Source organism: Stenotrophomonas sp. P5_B8, from assembly GCF_054049855.1.
The window spans coordinates 1-16,059 of record NZ_JBFULO010000099.1; the positions used below are offsets into that span (position 1 = coordinate 1).

The window sequence follows — 16,059 nt, forward strand, 5'->3', positions numbered from 1 at the left end:
TGGCGTAGGTGCCCTTGAGGGCTACGCCGGCCATGATGGTGCCGGCGTAGCACTCGTAGTTGGTCGCGCTCTTGAACTCGTTCTTCTTGTAGTAGCTCACGATGTCCACCACCGCGTTGGCGTTACGCGACTTGGCGCCGTCCTGCAGCGCGCGCAGCGCCGACAGGGCCACCCAGCGGCAGGCCTCCTCGTCGCTCTTGTTGGCCGCGTTGGTCTTCTTGTTGGTCACGTCCTCGCCGAAGCGCTGCTGGACGTTGACCTTCTCGCCGGCCAGGTAGAAACGCACGCTGCCGTCGATCCCGGCATCGCGTGCGGCCTGCGAGCTCACCAGCTCACGCAGCGACTGTTCGACACGGGTATCACGGGCCTGGGCGGTGCTGGCGACGGCGAGCAACGCGGTGGCGGCAATCAGGGCAAAACGACGCATTCAAACTTCTCCTTGTTGGTGGGGCGCAGGGTGGTGCGTGGGAAACCGGCCCGGATCCGGGCCGGGTACATCAGTCCTGCCAGCGACGGAAGATCAACGACGTGTTGATCCCGCCGAAGGCGAAATTGTTGCTCATGACATAGTCGGTCTGCAGCGCGCGGCCTTCGCCCTGGATGAAATCCAGCGCGCCGCAGCGCGGGTCCACCGCGTGCAGATTCAAGGTCGGCGCGAACCAGCCCTCGCGCATCATCTCGATCGTCATCCAGGCCTCGAACGCGCCGCAGGCACCGAGCATGTGGCCCACGTAGCTCTTCAAGGAACTGATTGGCATGCCTGGCCCGAACACCTGCGCGGTAGCCTGGGTCTCGGCGATGTCGCCGTGGTCGGTGGCGGTGCCGTGCGCGTTGACGTAGCCGATCTGCGCCGCGTCCAGGCCCGCATCTTCCAGCGCCAGGCGCATCGCCTGGGCCATCGTGTCCGCGCTCGGCTGGGTGACGTGCTGGCCATCGCTGTTGGTGCCATAGCCCACCACCTCGGCCAGGATCGTGGCACCGCGCGCCTGCGCGTGCTCCAGCTCTTCCAGGATCAGCGTACCGGCGCCCTCGCCCAGCACCAGGCCGTCGCGGTTGGCATCGAACGGGCTCGGCGTGGTCTGCGGCGCATCGTTGCGCACGCTGGTGGCAAACAACGTGTCGAACACCGCCGCGGCGGTCGCATCGAGCTGCTCGGCGCCACCGGTGACCATCACCAGTTGCTTGCCGCTGCGGATCGCCTCGTAGCCGGCGCCCACGCCCTGGCTGCCCGAGGTGCAGGCGCTGGAGGTGGTGTAGACGCGCCCGGACAGGCCGAAGAACACCCCGATGTTGACCGGCGAGGTGTGGCTCATCATCTTCAGGTACGTGGTGGCGCTGATGCCCTCGGTGGTGTGCTCGTGGAGCATGCGACCGAACTCGGCGGTGGCCTCGTGGCTGCCCGAGGACGACCCGTAGGCGACGCCGGCCATGCCACTGCGCAGCACCGGGTGGCCGAGCAGGCCGGCCGCTTCCAGCGCCAGCTCGGTGGCGCGCACCGACATCACCGCCACCTTGCCCATGCTGCGGGTGGTCTTGCGGTTGTAGTGCGCCGGCAGGTCATAGTCCTGTACCGGCGCGGCCAGGCGGGTGTTGAGGCCGTCGAAGACTTCCCACTCGGGGATGTAACGCACCGCGTTGACGCGGGCGTGCAGACGCTCGCGGATGCTCGGCCAGTCGTGGCCCAGCGGACTGAGCGCGGCGGCACCGGTGACCACCACGCGACGATCGGTTCTACGCATCAGACCATGCCTCCATTGACCGAGATCACCTGGCGGGTGATGTAGCCGGCCGATTCGGACAGCAGGAAGGAGACGGCGTGGGCGACCTCGTCCGGCTGACCCATGCGTCCGGCGGGAATGAGTTTCAGCGCGTGGTCGAGCACTTCCTGATTGACCATCTCGGTCTCGATCAGCCCCGGCGCCACGCAGTTGACGGTGATCGCGCGGCTGGCCAGTTCCAGTGCCAGCGCCTTGGTGGCACCGATGATGCCGGCCTTGGCCGCACTGTAATTGGTCTGGCCACGGTTGCCGACCAGCCCCGACACCGAGGACAGGGTGACGATGCGGCCCGGCTTGCGCCGCCGCACCATCGGCATCACCAGCGGGTGCAGCACGTTGTAGAAGCTGTCCAGGTTGGTGTGCACCACCGCGTCCCAGTCCTCGGCCGGCATCGCCGGGAAAGCGCCGTCACGGGCGATGCCCGCATTGCACACCACCCCGTAGTAGGCGCCGTGTGCTTCCACGTCGGCCTCCAGCGCGGTACGCGCGGCATCGCGGTCGGACACGTCGAACATCAGCACGCGCGCCTGCCGGCCCAGCGCCTGGATATCGGCGACCACCGCCTGTGCTTCCTCGATGCGGCTGCGGCAATGCACCACCACGTCGAAGCCGTCGCGCGCGATCCGCAGCGCCACGGCGCGGCCGATGCCCCGGCTGGCGCCGGTCACCAGCACCGTCAGATTCCCTGTCATGCCTCTCCACTCTCCAGATAGGCCATCGCATCGCGTGGTTCAAACACGGAAACGTTGGCGACCGCCAATTCGTCAGCACCTGCCAGGATCCGGCAGGCGAACATGCCCAGGCCATTTTCGCCCATCAGCTCGCACTGTGCCTCTACACGCAGGCAGGTGCCCGCCGCGAAGTACGGCTGGTGCGCGGTGTAGCGGCGGGTGCCCAGCAGGAAACCGATGGACGGCTCGCGTCCGGCCTGGCGCGCCTTGCACCCGGCCCAGGCCGCGATCGCCTGCGCCATGTATTCCACGCCCACCCAGGCCGGGACGCCCTCAGGCGTGGTGAACAGGCCATGCGCGGGCACGTCCACTTCGACCACGATCGACTCGGGCTGCCAGTCCAGCAGCCGGTCGATCAGGCGCATGCTGTCGCGGTGCGGGAGCACGTCATCGATGTTGTGCGGCAGCGGCATGCTCATGCCCGTGCCAGTGCCAGCACGGCGTTGCTGCCGCCGAAGGCGAACGAGTGGCTGAGCACATGCTGCGGCGGGTGCGCGGCCAGGGTGCCCGGCGCGACCAGGGCCAGTGCCGGCAACGCGGCGTCGGCCTGCCCGTCCCACCAGTGGGTGGGCAGCTGCTGGCGCGGGTTGTCGGCCAGGACCATCCAGCACAGCGCCGCCTCGATCGCCCCGGACGCGCCCAGGGTGTGCCCGGTCAGCGGTTTGGTCGAACTGGCTGGCACGCGCGTGCCCAGTACGGCGGCAACGGCCTGGCTTTCCATCGCATCGTTGTGGCCGGTGGCGGTGCCGTGCAGGTTGACATAGTCCACCTGTGCGGCCGACAGCCCGGCGCGGTCCAGCGCCTGCTGCATCGCATCGATGGCGCCGCGTGCCTGCGGATCGGGGGCGGACATGTGGTGCGCGTCGGACGACTCGCCCCAGCCGGACAGACGCACCGGGCCGGGTTCTGCGGTCATCAGGAACAGCGCGGCGCCCTCGCCGATATTGATGCCGTTGCGGTTGGCCGAAAACGGATTGCAGCGCGCGGCCGAGACCGACTCCAGCGCGCTGAATCCGGCCACGGTGAAGCGGCACAGCGAATCGGCGCCGCCGGCGACGACCGCATCGACCACCCCGGCGCGCAGCAGGCGCGCGGCCGACATCAGCGCCTTGGCGCTGGACGAACACGCGGTGGAGATCGTCCACGCCGGGCCGCTGCTGCCAATGCGCTCGCGCACGAAACGCGCCGAGGTGCCCATTTCCTGTTGGGCGTAATGGAAGTCGTCCGGCCACTGGCCGTGGTCACGGTGGCAGCGCAGGGCATTTTCCGATTCGCCGATGCCCGAGGTACTGGTGCCGATGATCACCGCCACGCGCTGCGCGCCGTAACGGGCGATCGCCGCATCCACCGCCGGGCGGATCTGCACCAGGGCCGCTTCCAGCAGCGCGTTGTTGCGCCCGCGCAGCGCCACCGGCAGCGCGGACAGGTCCGGCAGCGGCGTGGCCACTTCGCCCAGCGCCAGGGTGCGCCCGGCGATCAGCTGGTCGTTGTCGCGCAGGCCGCCAGGCTGGTCGGCGAACAGACCCTGACCCACCTGCGCGCGGTCGCCGCCGAGCGCGCAGACCACGCCCAGTTCATTCAGATAGATCGCGCGGCTGCTACTGCTCACGGCGGTGCCTGTTCCATGTCCAACGATTCAATCACCAGTTCATAGCCTTCGGCCAGGTTGCGCAGGCGCACCCGGCCGTCGGGCAGCGGTTCCAACAGCAACCACGCCTTGCCGCCCTGCTCCAACCGACGCTCGCCACCGGCGTCCACCAGCGTCCAGCCGGCCGGCAGCGCCGCGCGGATCGCCGCGGCCGGCCACAGCGCGAACTGCAGGTCGTCCAGCACGCGCTCGCCACGCACCTGCGGTGGCAGCCAGGGCGCACGGGTCTGTTCCAGCGTGGTGCCGTCCCAGACCATGCGCACGCCGGTCTGGCCCATTGCCTGCACCGCCAGCCGTACCTGGCTGCCATCGGCCTCGAGCAGCGCATCCAGTTCGCGTTCGTGGGTGCCGAAGCGGAACTGCAGGCGCTGCTGCAACTGCAGCGGCTGCGGCAGCGCCGACGGCGCCAACTGCAGGGTCGGCAGCTGCACCAGGGGCGCGGGCATGCGGGTGCTGGCGCAGGACGCCAGCAGCAGGCACAGCAGCAGGGAGGCGATCAGACGGTGCACAGTTCCTCCAGCACCCGCAGGCGGCGACCGGTTGCATCGGCCACGTACGGATTATTGGTGTCCCACGCGTAACCGGCCAGGATCGAGGAGATCATGCGGCGCAGTTCGGGCTGCTGGGCGGGGTGGTAGATGATCTTCTGGAAGCCGCCGGCGTACCAGGCTTCGACGAAGCGCCGGAAGGTCTTCACCCCGGCGCGCAGCGGGATGGAGAAGTCCTGCTCCCAATCCACGGCTTCACCGGCATGTTCGCGGGCCAGGCAGTCACTGGCCAGCTGCGCGGACTTGAAGGCGATGGTGACGCCGGAGGAAAACACCGGGTCGAGGAACTCGCCGGCATTGCCGAGCAGCGCATAGCCCTCGCCCCACAGCGCGCTGACGTTGGCCGAGTAGCCGGTGATGGTACGCACCGGCAGCACCGCCCATTCGGCGTTCTTGAGCAGGCGGGTCAGATTGGGGTCTTCGCCGACGATCGCCTGCAGTTTCTCCAGGTCGGTACCGGGGTATTTTTCGAAGAAGCTCGGCTCGGCGACCACGCCCAGCGAGCAGCAGCCATTGGAGAAGGGGATGGTCCAGTACCACACGTCCACGTGTTCGGGATGGGTGGTGATCAGGATCTTGTTGCGGTCAAAGCCCGCGCCGGCCGGGATGTGGTCGCGCACGTGGCAGAAGATCGCCCCGCGCACCGGGAAGTTCGACGGCGATTCCAGGTTCAACAAGCGCGGCAGCAACCGTGCGAAACCACTGGCGTCGAGGATGAAGCCGGCGTCGATGGTGTACTCGCTGCCATCGGGACGGCGTACCTGCACCCGCGCCGGGCGACCGGGCTGCACCGACAGCACTTCATCGCCGAAGCGCAGGGTGGCGCCCATGCGCTCGGCGCCGCGCGCGAGCACGTCATCGAAGTCGGYGCGCTGTACCTGGTAGGTGGTGCCCCAACCGGGCGAGAACTTGTCGCGGAAATCGAATTCGGTGCTGGCCTCGCCGCGCACGAAGGCAGCGCCGTTCTTGTACTGGAACCCGRCCTGCACCACATCCTGCAGCAGGCCTGCCGCTTCGATGTATTCCATGCTCTGCGGCAGCAGGCTCTCGCCGATCGAGAAACGCGGGAACTGCTGGCGCTCCAGCATCAGCACCTGACGACCCTGCCTGCGCAGCATGGCCGCAGCAACGGAACCGGCCGGGCCTGCGCCGATGACGAGGATCTCGGTTGTTTCCACTTGCGGGTTCATCGATACATCCTTGATCAGGAAAACGTGGGAGAAGGAAGGACAGGCGGGCGACTCACTGCGGGGCGTCGTGCGGCGGCGGCCGGAACAGCGGCGAGATCATCCACACCAGACCGATGCCGAACAACAGGGTCAGCCCGAACGCACGCAGCGCCGGCGTGGCCGACAGGCCAAGCAGGCCGAACGACAGCCAGGTACTGGCCGCGCCCACGCACACCGCCAGCCACGCACTGGCATCGCCGCGGTGCTCGATCAGGAAGATGCCGTAATCGATGCCCATGCCCAGCAGCAGCATCAGCGCCAGCACATTGAACAGCTGCAGCGGCTGGCCGAACAGGCCCAGCAGGGCCAGGGTCAGCGCGCCGGCCACCAGGGTCGGGGCGAACACGCGCCACGCCTGGGCGCGGTAGCGCCAGTAGAGCACCGCGAATACCAGCACGATGCCGACCAGCAGCAGCACGCTCATCAGCTTGCGGTAGTGCTTGAGCAGCTTGGAGAAATCGGCGGTGCGATCGACCCAGCGCACGCCCGGGATGCCTTCGGCCTGCGCTTCCAGCAAGGTCAGGGCATCGGTGCGGGACAGGTCGTCCACCATCACCACCGACGCCAGTCCGCCACCGACCTTGCCCAGCCACAGATGCCGGAACGGCATCGCCGCCGGCGAGGCCAGGAACGCGTCGGCGTCCAGGTCCTGCGCCGCGTAATCCGGGCGCACCAGCGGTTCGCCGACCGCCTGGCCCACCTTGCCGAGCACCTGCGGCTCGACCTTGGCGGTGAGTGCGGCATCGGCGTGCTGGCGCTGGCGTGACGGCAGCCAGTCGCTGATCGCGCGGTAGCCGCCGATCTGCTTCCTGGTGGACAGCACGCGCAGGCGTTCGACCAGCGCTTCCTCGCGCTGCAGTACCTGTTCGGCGTCATCGCCCTGCACCAGATAGAACTGCGCCGGGCTGGGCATGCCCAGCATCTGGCTGATGCGGATCTGCTGGTCGATCAGGGTCTTGGGCGAGGACTGCAGGCTGCGCAGGTCGTCATTGCTGCCCAGCCGCGCGATGCCGACCGCCGAGAACACGGCCACCACACCCAGGAACAGCACGGCCTTGCGCCCGTGCAGGCGCGGCCAGCGTTCCAGCGTGTTGCCCAGCCAGCGCGAGAAGCCGGTGGCGCGGATTTCGCCGCCATCCAGCCAGGGGAACCAGAAGATCACGGTCAGGAACGCGCCTGCCAGCCCGACCACCGAGAACAGCGCCATCTGGCGCAGGCCGGGGAACGGGGCCAGGCCCAGCGCCAGGTAGGCCAGCGCGCTGGTCAGCAGGGCCAGCCACAGGCCGGGCAGCAGGTGGCGCAACAGCTTCCAGCGGCGGTCGGCCGGTTCGGCCTGGCGCGACGCGAACCAGTGGATGCCGTAGTCCTCGGCCACGCCGACCAGCGACGCACCGAACACCAGGGTCAGCACGTGCACCTTGCCGAACACCAGCACCGTCACCGCCAGCGCGACGCCGCAGCCGATCAGCAGCGAGGCGGCCACCAGCAGGATCGGGCGCAGCGAACGGAAGGCCAGCCAGACCAGCAGCAGCACGGCGGCCAGCGAGCCCCAGCCGATCGTGTTGATCTCGCGGTTGGCCTGTACCGCGGCCGCTTCAGCATGCAGCGGCACGCCGGCGCGCAGTACCTCCAGCCCGGGCGCCTGCTTGTCGGCTGCGGCGGTCGCCGCATCCAGCAGCGTGTCGATATGACGCTCGCCATCGAGCTGGAACGCCGAGCCGACCGTGTCGTACTGCACGATCGACCAATGCTTGCCATCGGCTTCAAGGAGGCCGTCATCGCCCACGCGCAGGCCCGACCCCAGCGCACGCTCCTGCCACCACTGCGGCCACAGCGACAGCGGGTCCTGCCGCCATTCGGTCAGCCGGGGCGCGCCCATCGGGCCGTACAGCGCCGCCAGTGCCGATTCGGCCAGCCCATCGACCGGCTGGGCCTGCAGGCGCTGGCGCTGGTCGCTGGTGAGCAGACGGTCGCGGTAGGGCGCGTAAAAGGCGCGCGCCTGTTCGAACCAGCCTTCGATCGACCCGCTTTCCACCAGCAGCGCCTTGCCCTCGGCGCTGTCGCGCAGCGAGGCGCGGAAGGCCTGTTCGGCCGCTTTGGTCTGCGCCGCGTCGGCGCTGCCCAGCAACACCACGATCTGCCGCGCGTTGGCATCGGCGATGCGCCGGGTGACGTCGGACAGCAGCCGGTCGTTGGCATCCTGCGGCAACAGCGCCAGGATGTCGGTGTCGATCCGCGACTGGCTTTTCCACAGGTGCCATTGCTGTGCACCCAGGCCGATCAGCACCAGCAGCCAGACGATGGCCAGCCAGCGCCACACGCGCTGCAGCCGCCCGTTCGGGGTCAAGGCATTGCCCAGCCGGTTGCGCAGCGACTCATTCAAACTTGCGACCCTCATCGGCGCTCAGCTGTGCCGGGGTCTCGCTCATGCCGGCGAACTGGATGCGGGTGACATCCTGGTTGGCTTCGGTGATCTGCACCTGCCGCACGTAGCGGTCACCGCTCAGGGTGAGCGCGGTGAACACCTTGCCGAGCATCGTCGAGCGCGGGGTGAGCTGCATTCTCCAGCCGTTGTCGGGCAGCGCCTCGACCTTGACCGTGAACTGCACCGACAACGCCTGTGCGTCGCCGCTCATCAGCGCGAACATGATCGCGTTGACCGAGCGCATCGCCGGCTGCTGGCGGCCATCCAGTTCGACCCGGCTGCTGCCATCGCGCTGCCGGCTGAGGATGCGGTCGCGGGTCACCACCACCTCGGACGGGAACGGCTTGAGCGTGGTCCAGATCACGCCATGGTCCTGGGCCAGTACGAAGCGGCCCTGCGAACGCAGCGGATTCTTGAAGCCGGCGACCTGCTTTTCCTGGGTGAACTCCCCATGCAGCACGCCAACCTTGGCCACGCGCTGCTTGACCAGATCGACATCGGCAGTAGCGGGCGCGGCCAACGCCGGCACCGCCACGAGCAACGACAACAGCACGACCAGCGTGCGCAGCACAGCATTCATTTCACTTCCACTCCCAGACGGTCCCACAGCACGGACGGGCACAGGTACAGCATTTCATTGGTGGTCGCATCCACCGCCACCTGGATGGTGTAGGCACGGGTGAGGACCGTGCCGCTGTCGGCATCGAGGATCTCGTAGACGATCTTCAGCCGGTTTTCCCACTCGGTGATGGTGGCGCGCACGCGCAGCGCCTGCCCGTACAGCAGCGGGCGGATGTACTTCACCCGCGCGTCCACCACCGGCCAGAGATAGCCGGAGTCGCGCATCTGCGGGTAGTCGTAGTTGTAGCGCTGCAGCAGCGCGCAGCGCGCGATCTCGAAGTATTTGAAGTAGTTGCCGTGCCACACCACGTGCATCGGATCGCAGTCGTGGAAGGTCGGCGACAACGTCACTTCGATGCTTAGGTCAGGACTGGACATACAACTCCCAGCGCTGGCCGCGGATATCGTCGAGCAGGCCGCGCAATTCGCCATCCAGCGCGCGGTCTTCCTCGACCAGGGCGATGCGCGCGCACAGATCCTGGTACATCACGTCCAGATCGCCATGCAGGGTGGCGTTCATGCCTACCCGCTGGCGCAGCGCCACGCCCTGCCGGGCGGTGATCAGCAACGCGGCGACGACCTGTTCGGTCAGTTCGATCACGCGCAGGCAGTCGCGCGCGGCGATGGTGCCCATGCTGACCTTGTCCTGGTTGTGGCATTCGGTGGAACGCGAGAACACCGAGGCCGGCATGGTCTGCTTGAGCGCCTCGGCGGTCCACGCCGACACGCTGATCTGCAGCGCCTTCAGGCCGTGGTTGATCGCCGCACGCTCGCCGGTGGCGGCCGACAGGTTGGCCGGCAGGCCATGGTTGAAGCGCGCGTCCACCACCAGCGCCATCTGCCGGTCGAGCAGGTCGGCCAGGTTGGCGATGGTGTTCTTCAGCGCGTCCATCGCGAAGGCGATGTGGCCACCGTAGAAGTGTCCGCCGTGCAGGATGCGCTCGCCCTCTGCGTCGATCAGCGGGTTGTCGTTGGCGCTGTTGAGTTCGGTTTCGATCAACTGGCGGAAGAACGGAAGCGCGTCCTGGACCACCCCGATCACGTGCGGCGCGCAGCGCAGCGAGTAACGGTCCTGCAGGCGCTGTTCGTTGCGCGGTGGACGATCGCTGTGCAGGTCTTCGCGCAGGCGTGCGGCGATCTGCATCTGGCCCGGGTGCGGCTTGGCGGCAAACAGCATTTCATCGAAGTGGTGCGCGTTGCCGTCGCTGGCCAGCACGTTGAAGGCGGTCAGGCGGGTGGCCAGCCGGGTCAGGTAGTCGGCGCGGTCATAGGCCAGGCAGGCCAGCGCGGTCATCACCGCCGTGCCGTTCATGATCGCCAGGCCTTCCTTGGGGCGCAGTCGCAGCGGGGTCATGCCGATCTCGGCAAGCACCTCGGCGGCGGCGCGCCGCGCACCTTGGTACATCACCTCGCGCTCGCCGCACAGCACGGCGGCCACGTACGACAGCGGGGTGAGGTCGCCACTGGCACCGACCGAGCCTTCGGCCGGAATCAGCGGCAGTACGTCATGGCGCAGCAGCGTGGCCAGGCCCTGCAGCAGCGGGTGGCTGACCCCGGACATGCCGCGCACCAGCGAGGCCAGGCGCGCGGCGATCACCGCGCGGGTCTCGCTTTCATCCAGGAACCGGCCCAGGCCGCAGCCGTGGTAGGTGAACAGATGGTGCGGCAGCTCGGCCACCAGCGCCGGCGGAATGTTCACCGTGCACGAATCGCCGTAGCCGGTGGTCACCCCGTAGATGACGCCGTCTTCGCGCAGCAGGCGGTCGAGGAAGTCGGCGCCGCGCTGGATGCGCGCGGTGAAGGCCGGATCATCGGTGACGACGGCCTCGGCCTTGCGCTGGGACAGCGCGACCACGTCTTCGATGGTCAGCGGTGCATCGCCGAAGCGAATGGGGGACGACTTACTTGCCATGAGATGCCTGATCCCAGAAGGGGAAGAAATTGAACCAGTCCAAGGGTGCCTGGGTGACCTGTACTTCAAGCCAACGGGCAAACTGTTCGGCCTGCGCGGTCAGCGCGGCATCGCGCGAGCCGCGGGGCAGCACGATGCGATCGCTGAAGTGCTCGAAGCGCACGCGGTAGCCATTGCCCTCGTGCAGGCACGCCATCGTGTAGACCGGGCAGGCCAGCGCGGAGGCCAGCACATACGCGCCGATCGGGAACTGCGCCACGTGGCCGAGGAATGGCGCGGGCACGGTGCGGCCGCCACGCAGCGGCACGCGGTCGCCGACGATGGCCACAAAGCCGCCCTCGCCGACCCGGCGCTGCAGCTCCACCGCCGTGGCCGGGCCCATGTCGGTGACCTGCATCAGCTCGGCGGATAACGCCCGCCCAGGCCGAGCAGCTTGTCCAGCAGGGTGTCGGCGAACAGCGCGAAATGCTTCAGGCTGGTCCAGCGCCCCGGCGCGCGGCCGAGCACGCCGGTATGCGCCTGCAGCCGCTGCAGGTACTGCCGCGAGGATTGCCGCGCCACGCGATTGCCCAGCCAATGGCACAGCACCACCGGGTACACGCACAGGCGGAACGGCCAGCGCCCGAACCAGCGGTGCACCCAGCACAGGAACAGCACCCCGGCCGCCGAGGTGGTTTCACCCAGGTCGGCCCAGTGCGGCGCGTTGGCCGGTGCCGGCGCGGTCATGCGACGCGCGTTCCGGCAGCACGCTGCCACAGCAGCCGCGGCGCGCGCCGGAGCATGCCGAAGAACAGGCGGGTGTGCATGCGGCTGATGCGGACGTTGTCGCGCCACACGTGGAAATGCGACACGCCGTCGCTGGGATAGGTGACCCGGGTCGACAGGCTGATCACCGGCACGTTGCGCCAGAACAGGCGCACCAGGATCTCGCTGTCGAAATCCATGCGCCGGCCAATGGTCTCCTCGCCCACCAGCCGCGTCACCGGTGCCAGCGGATACAGCCGGAAGCCGCACATCGAATCGCGGATCTGCAGCGACAAGGTGTTGATCCACACCCAGATGTGGGTGGCATAGCGCCCGTACAGCCGCGCCTTGGGCACGCTGTCGTCATAGGCAGGAATGCCGCAGATCACCGCATCGGGATGCTGCTGCGCCAGGGCGGCGAAGCGTGGGATGTCGGTGGGATCGTGCTGGCCGTCGGCATCGATCTGCAACACGTGACTGTGCCCGCGCCGGGCCGCCTCGGCGAACCCGGCCAGCATCGCACCGCCCTTGCCCTGGTTGACCGGCAGGCGCAGCAGCGCCACCTGTCCCGCAGGGTCGGCGGCCAGTGCATCGAGCACCTGCGCGCAGCCGGCATGCGAGCCATCGTCGACCAGCAGGCAGGGCAGCCCGCTGGCGAGTACGCCGCGCACGACCGCACCGATGGCGTGTTCATGGTCATAGACCGGAATCACCACCAGTGGCGTGAACGGCGCCGCCGGCCTGCCACGTCGCGCGGCTTCATGCATCGCCGAACACCACCCGGCCACTGGCGTGCACGCCGTGGTCGGAGACATAGCGGAAGCTCAGCACCGATTTGACCGCATCCCAGCCCAGGGTGAGCTGCAGGCAATCGCCGGGCCGGGCCACGTGCTGGAATTTCAGCGCATCCATGCGCGCAAAACGCGGCGGCATGGCGAAGACCTCGCGCGCGTAGTGGATCGCCCAGTCCAGCTGGACCACGCCTGGCAGGATCTTGGCCTGCGGGAAATGCCCGTCAAAGGCGATCAGGTCCGCATCCAGCGGCAACAGCAGGCGCGCGGCGTCGGCATCGCGCTGTTGCCACTGCACCACCGGGAACAACGGCCGGAACAGCGCCGCCAGCGCCGCAGCGGTGACCTTGCCCTGCGCGTTGAGCGGCAGTTCGTCGACGAAGCGCCAGCGCCGTGGACGCGTTACCGCATCGTGGCTGCTGGCCAAGTGCGCGCCCAGCGCCTGCGCATGGCGGCGGCGCTGCGCATCGTCCCAGCCGGCCACATCGGCCGGCTGTGGCACGACCACGGCCGCCAGCTGTTCGCGCGCGCCCGGCAGCACCAGCACGCGCACGTCCTGCACGTGTGGATGCAGGCGCAGCTGCTGTTCCAGCGCATCCAGCGACACCCGCCGCTCTTCGATCTTGACGATGCGGTCGGCACGCCCGAGCAGGCGGAAGCTGCGCCCGGCATCGGCGTCTACGCGGTCCTGGGTCTGCCACCAGTCCTCGTCGTGCAGGTGCGGCGAGCGCACCGACAGGCAGCCATCGTCGACCCGCCAGGCCACGCCAGGCAGCGGATGCCACTGCGGCTGGTCGGCGCTCCAACGGCGCCAGGCGATGCCGCCGGTTTCGCTGCTGCCAAAGACTTCGGTCGGTGCCACGCCCAACAGCGCACGCACCTGCAGCGCCGCGTCTTCCGGCAAGGGGCCACCGGAGGAAAACACCGCGCGCAGCTGGCCCTGGAGCGAGGACCAGTCGAGTTGTTCGGGCAGGCGTTTGAGGTGGGCCGGGGTGGCCACCAGCACCGAGGGCTGCTGCGCCAGCGCACTGACCAGGTCTTCGTGGAAGAACCGCCGTGGCTGGATCGCGCGCCCGGCCGCCAGCGGCCACAGCACGCGGAACAGCAGCCCATAGATATGCTGGTGCGACACCGTGCCATGCACCTGCGCACCTTCCAGCTGTTCGCCGAAGGCGGCCTGCAGGGCATCCACTTCGCGGGTCAGTTGGCGCATGCGCTTGACGATCGCACTTGGCGCGCCGGTGCTGCCGGAAGTGAACACCACCAGTTCCAGCTGGTTCTCGTCCAGCGGCAGCAGCGGCGCATCGGTCCGCACGTCGGCGTCCGGCTGCAGCGGTGCATGGCGGGCGGGCACATCACCGGCAAAACCGCTCACGCGCGGGCGCAGTCCTTCCAGCGTGGCCGGCAGGTTGTCGCCCCCGAGGAACACGCGCTTGCCGGCATGCCAGGCGCCCAGCAGGGCGGCGGCAAAGGCCAGGGCGTCATCAAAATACAGCGCCCAGTCGCTGCCCGGCGCGCGCGCGAACGCCTGCTGCCAGCGCAGGACCTGCTGCCTGAATTCGGGATGGCCCACGGCGCCGTGCGCCGCTTCACCCACGATGCGGCCGGGCAAGGGCGACACTGCCAGCCGGTCCAGTGCGATCCAGTCAGCCATGGGCGTGCGCCGCTTTCACCCGTCGCCGCACCAGCCATTCCCCGCCAAACAGAGCACCCATCATCACGTACGCCAACAATCCGTTGTAGAGCGCCCAGACCTGGTTGGACGCCCACAGCGCCGTGGCCAGGGCCAGACTTCCGTTGAGAACAAAGAAACCGCACCACACCCAGGTGACACGGCGGGTATAGATCACCGCGAACGGCGGCAGGTCCGGTTCGCTCAACCGCGCCAGGCGTTCCACCGCACTGGGCGGGAAGCGCAGGCTGGTGGCAAAGATCACCAGCATCACCGCGTTCACCAGCGCCGGGTACAGTTTCAGCGGCAGGGCCTGGTTGAAGGCGGTGGCCACCAGCGCCAGCACGCCGGTGCCCAGCGCGGCCACCCACCACACCGGCTGGCGGGTGGTCAGCGCGCGCAGCGCGGCCATCCCGAACAACAGCAGCGAGAGCCAGCGCGGCTCGAACCGGCCCAGCGACAGGTACACCACCAGCGGGTATGCCAACGACAGCAACGCAAACGCCGCGACGCGCACCCGGACCATGGTCAGTGTCCTGCGGCAGCCGTCAGGCGGCTGCTTGACCGGGCAACAGCCCGTGCACCACGTCGACGATGTCCTGCACGGTGCGCACCGACTTGAATGCCTCCGGCTGCAGGTTGCGGCCGAGCAACGGCTTGAGCTGCACGATCAGGTCGACCGCGTCGATGCTGTCGATGTCCAGGTCGTCGTACAGACGGGCCTGGGGGGTGATGCGCGTCGGCTCGATCTCAAAGCTGTCCTTGAGGATCTTGACGATGCGATCGAAAAGTTCGTTCTTGGTCATGGCAAATCCTGACGCGCCGTTACGACGGCTGGCGTGCGGCGACAAACTCGCTCAGGGCACGCACGCTGGAGAAATGGCGACGGGTCTCTTCCGAATCCGCGGACAGGCTGACACCGTACTTTTTCTGCAGGGCCAAACCAAGTTCAAGCGCGTCAATCGAATCCAGGCCCAGTCCCTCGACAAACAGGGGTGCTGCGGGATCGATGTCTTCGGGAGTGATGTCTTCCAGTGAAAGCGATGAAATGATCAATTCCTTGATCTCGTGCTCAAGTGCCTGCACGGCTTGGTTCTCCAGCGAAGTCAAAGTAATGGGCAAGATGATCGGTCACGCGTCGGGCCGCCAAGGCATCCCCCCTGGGCGTGTCGCCGGCTACGACCAGAAACGGGGCGATCGGGAGATCTTCCCCGACTTCCAGCTGAACGTGAAAACGCCGTGATGGCACACGATACCATTTCTGGCCCTTGGTCAGGGTAGGCGGGGTACAGGTGATCCTGACCGGGGTTATGTCCAGCCGGCCGCGCACGGCGATGTTGGCCGCCCCGCGCTGCAGCCGCAGCGGCTGGCCGGGGACCGTGCGGGTGCCCTCGGGGAAGATCACCAGGTTGCCGCCCGCCTGGACGGCGGCGATGCAGTCGTCGATCAGCCCGGCGCCGTCGTCGTTGGAGACGTAGCCGGCCGCCCGCACCGGGCCGCGCATGAACGGGTTGCAGGCCACGGCCCGCTTGACCACGCAGTCGGCGTTGGGGAGCTGGGCGATCAGCAGGACCACGTCGATCAGGGTGGGATGGTTGGCCAGGATCAGCAGCCCAGTGCGCTGCAGGCGCTCGGCCCCCCGGATTTCATAGGTCATCACCCCCAGACGGTGCATCAGGCCGACGTGGCTGGCGAAGCTGAGCTGGACCAGGCGCCGGGCCAGTGCGCGGCGCCGGAGCGGGTTGCGGACCAGGAACAGCAGCGGGAACAGCACCCCGCCCAGCAGCAGGCCGCCCAGACCGAACACGGCAAAGCTGACGCCGGTGCCGAACACGCGCCAGGCATGATTCAGACGGGCCGGCCAGCGCTCAGCCATGGCGCTGCCAGGTCCACTGCTGGCCGTCGGCGGCCAGCTGCAGGCTCGCATCGCCGGCAAGCAGGAAGCGCATCGCCTCCAGGC

19 protein-coding genes are annotated in these 16,059 nt (G+C 68.4%); all 19 read right to left on the minus strand.

Annotated elements, in window-relative coordinates; translation table 11 throughout:
* Positions 1 to 427 (minus strand): excinuclease ATPase subunit (locus ACXJKH_RS07840; RefSeq protein WP_457319003.1); only part of this gene is annotated, 427 nt, incomplete at its 3' end.
* Positions 428 to 497: 70 nt separating this feature from the next.
* On the minus strand, positions 498 to 1,739 hold the full coding sequence (locus tag ACXJKH_RS07845; RefSeq protein ID WP_256777343.1) for a beta-ketoacyl-ACP synthase: 1,242 nt from the start codon (positions 1,737 to 1,739) through the stop codon (positions 498 to 500).
* On the minus strand, positions 1,739 to 2,470 hold the full coding sequence (gene fabG, locus ACXJKH_RS07850; protein ID WP_256777344.1) for a 3-oxoacyl-ACP reductase FabG: 732 nt from the start codon (positions 2,468 to 2,470) through the stop codon (positions 1,739 to 1,741). The genes ACXJKH_RS07845 and fabG overlap by 1 nt, the downstream gene beginning before the upstream one ends.
* Positions 2,467 to 2,928, minus strand: coding sequence for a hotdog family protein (locus tag ACXJKH_RS07855; RefSeq protein WP_256777345.1), 462 nt, complete (start codon positions 2,926 to 2,928; stop codon positions 2,467 to 2,469). The genes fabG and ACXJKH_RS07855 overlap by 4 nt, the downstream gene beginning before the upstream one ends.
* Positions 2,925 to 4,118, minus strand: coding sequence for a beta-ketoacyl-[acyl-carrier-protein] synthase family protein (locus tag ACXJKH_RS07860; RefSeq protein WP_457319004.1), 1,194 nt, complete (start codon positions 4,116 to 4,118; stop codon positions 2,925 to 2,927). Before ACXJKH_RS07860 ends, ACXJKH_RS07855 begins: the two co-directional genes overlap by 4 nt.
* Positions 4,115 to 4,666 (minus strand): DUF3261 domain-containing protein, encoded by a 552-nt coding sequence (locus ACXJKH_RS07865; RefSeq protein ID WP_457319005.1) that lies wholly within the window; start codon positions 4,664 to 4,666, stop codon positions 4,115 to 4,117. Before ACXJKH_RS07865 ends, ACXJKH_RS07860 begins: the two co-directional genes overlap by 4 nt.
* Positions 4,654 to 5,895 carry an NAD(P)/FAD-dependent oxidoreductase gene (locus ACXJKH_RS07870; RefSeq protein ID WP_457319006.1) on the minus strand — a complete coding sequence of 414 codons (1,242 nt, stop codon included), beginning with the start codon at positions 5,893 to 5,895 and terminating at the stop codon, positions 4,654 to 4,656. Before ACXJKH_RS07870 ends, ACXJKH_RS07865 begins: the two co-directional genes overlap by 13 nt.
* Before the next feature lie 52 nt (positions 5,896 to 5,947).
* Positions 5,948 to 8,332 carry an MMPL family transporter gene (locus ACXJKH_RS07875; RefSeq protein ID WP_457319007.1) on the minus strand — a complete coding sequence of 795 codons (2,385 nt, stop codon included), beginning with the start codon at positions 8,330 to 8,332 and terminating at the stop codon, positions 5,948 to 5,950.
* Positions 8,310 to 8,939: an outer membrane lipoprotein carrier protein LolA gene (locus ACXJKH_RS07880; RefSeq protein ID WP_457319008.1), complete on the minus strand. Its 630-nt coding sequence runs from the start codon at positions 8,937 to 8,939 to the stop codon at positions 8,310 to 8,312. Before ACXJKH_RS07880 ends, ACXJKH_RS07875 begins: the two co-directional genes overlap by 23 nt.
* A complete protein-coding gene (locus tag ACXJKH_RS07885; RefSeq protein WP_457319009.1) occupies positions 8,936 to 9,358 on the minus strand; it encodes an acyl-CoA thioesterase in 423 nt (140 codons plus the stop codon). Before ACXJKH_RS07885 ends, ACXJKH_RS07880 begins: the two co-directional genes overlap by 4 nt.
* Complete coding sequence (locus ACXJKH_RS07890; protein WP_457319010.1) at positions 9,345 to 10,892, minus strand: HAL/PAL/TAL family ammonia-lyase; 1,548 nt, start codon at positions 10,890 to 10,892, stop codon at positions 9,345 to 9,347. The genes ACXJKH_RS07885 and ACXJKH_RS07890 overlap by 14 nt, the downstream gene beginning before the upstream one ends.
* Complete coding sequence (locus ACXJKH_RS07895) at positions 10,882 to 11,289, minus strand: hypothetical protein (protein ID WP_457319011.1); 408 nt, start codon at positions 11,287 to 11,289, stop codon at positions 10,882 to 10,884. Before ACXJKH_RS07895 ends, ACXJKH_RS07890 begins: the two co-directional genes overlap by 11 nt.
* The gene (locus ACXJKH_RS07900; RefSeq protein WP_457319012.1) at positions 11,289 to 11,618 is read right to left on the minus strand and encodes a hypothetical protein; all 330 of its coding nucleotides are present in this window, start codon (positions 11,616 to 11,618) and stop codon (positions 11,289 to 11,291) included. The genes ACXJKH_RS07895 and ACXJKH_RS07900 overlap by 1 nt, the downstream gene beginning before the upstream one ends.
* Positions 11,615 to 12,403, minus strand: coding sequence for a glycosyltransferase family 2 protein (locus tag ACXJKH_RS07905; RefSeq protein WP_457319013.1), 789 nt, complete (start codon positions 12,401 to 12,403; stop codon positions 11,615 to 11,617). Before ACXJKH_RS07905 ends, ACXJKH_RS07900 begins: the two co-directional genes overlap by 4 nt.
* Positions 12,396 to 14,081: an AMP-binding protein gene (locus ACXJKH_RS07910; RefSeq protein WP_457319014.1), complete on the minus strand. Its 1,686-nt coding sequence runs from the start codon at positions 14,079 to 14,081 to the stop codon at positions 12,396 to 12,398. Before ACXJKH_RS07910 ends, ACXJKH_RS07905 begins: the two co-directional genes overlap by 8 nt.
* Entirely contained in the window at positions 14,074 to 14,625 is a 552-nt protein-coding gene (locus ACXJKH_RS07915; protein WP_256777356.1) for a COG4648 family protein, read from the minus strand. The genes ACXJKH_RS07910 and ACXJKH_RS07915 overlap by 8 nt, the downstream gene beginning before the upstream one ends.
* A gap of 22 nt (positions 14,626 to 14,647) precedes the next feature.
* On the minus strand, positions 14,648 to 14,905 hold the full coding sequence (locus ACXJKH_RS07920) for an acyl carrier protein (RefSeq protein ID WP_256777357.1): 258 nt from the start codon (positions 14,903 to 14,905) through the stop codon (positions 14,648 to 14,650).
* Between the two features lie 19 nt (positions 14,906 to 14,924).
* Positions 14,925 to 15,185 (minus strand): phosphopantetheine-binding protein, encoded by a 261-nt coding sequence (locus ACXJKH_RS07925; RefSeq protein WP_228886160.1) that lies wholly within the window; start codon positions 15,183 to 15,185, stop codon positions 14,925 to 14,927.
* Complete coding sequence (locus ACXJKH_RS07930; protein WP_256777358.1) at positions 15,172 to 15,975, minus strand: lysophospholipid acyltransferase family protein; 804 nt, start codon at positions 15,973 to 15,975, stop codon at positions 15,172 to 15,174. Before ACXJKH_RS07930 ends, ACXJKH_RS07925 begins: the two co-directional genes overlap by 14 nt.
* Positions 15,976 to 16,059 lie beyond the last annotated feature (84 nt).

What these genes read in the sequence shown, in the direction of transcription:
- ACXJKH_RS07845 (WP_256777343.1), bottom strand. Translation starts at nt 1,739, where the DNA reads ATGCGTAGAACCGATCGTCGCGTGGTGGTCACCGGTGCCGCCGCGCTC.
- fabG (WP_256777344.1), bottom strand. Translation starts at nt 2,470, where the DNA reads ATGACAGGGAATCTGACGGTGCTGGTGACCGGCGCCAGCCGGGGCATC.
- ACXJKH_RS07855 (WP_256777345.1), bottom strand. Translation starts at nt 2,928, where the DNA reads ATGAGCATGCCGCTGCCGCACAACATCGATGACGTGCTCCCGCACCGC.
- ACXJKH_RS07875 (WP_457319007.1), bottom strand. Translation starts at nt 8,332, where the DNA reads ATGAGGGTCGCAAGTTTGAATGAGTCGCTGCGCAACCGGCTGGGCAAT.
- ACXJKH_RS07880 (WP_457319008.1), bottom strand. Translation starts at nt 8,939, where the DNA reads ATGAATGCTGTGCTGCGCACGCTGGTCGTGCTGTTGTCGTTGCTCGTG.
- ACXJKH_RS07885 (WP_457319009.1), bottom strand. Translation starts at nt 9,358, where the DNA reads ATGTCCAGTCCTGACCTAAGCATCGAAGTGACGTTGTCGCCGACCTTC.
- ACXJKH_RS07890 (WP_457319010.1), bottom strand. Translation starts at nt 10,892, where the DNA reads ATGGCAAGTAAGTCGTCCCCCATTCGCTTCGGCGATGCACCGCTGACC.
- ACXJKH_RS07895 (WP_457319011.1), bottom strand. Translation starts at nt 11,289, where the DNA reads ATGCAGGTCACCGACATGGGCCCGGCCACGGCGGTGGAGCTGCAGCGC.
- ACXJKH_RS07900 (WP_457319012.1), bottom strand. Translation starts at nt 11,618, where the DNA reads ATGACCGCGCCGGCACCGGCCAACGCGCCGCACTGGGCCGACCTGGGT.
- ACXJKH_RS07905 (WP_457319013.1), bottom strand. Translation starts at nt 12,403, where the DNA reads ATGCATGAAGCCGCGCGACGTGGCAGGCCGGCGGCGCCGTTCACGCCA.
- ACXJKH_RS07910 (WP_457319014.1), bottom strand. Translation starts at nt 14,081, where the DNA reads ATGGCTGACTGGATCGCACTGGACCGGCTGGCAGTGTCGCCCTTGCCC.
- ACXJKH_RS07915 (WP_256777356.1), bottom strand. Translation starts at nt 14,625, where the DNA reads ATGGTCCGGGTGCGCGTCGCGGCGTTTGCGTTGCTGTCGTTGGCATAC.
- ACXJKH_RS07920 (WP_256777357.1), bottom strand. Translation starts at nt 14,905, where the DNA reads ATGACCAAGAACGAACTTTTCGATCGCATCGTCAAGATCCTCAAGGAC.
- ACXJKH_RS07930 (WP_256777358.1), bottom strand. Translation starts at nt 15,975, where the DNA reads ATGGCTGAGCGCTGGCCGGCCCGTCTGAATCATGCCTGGCGCGTGTTC.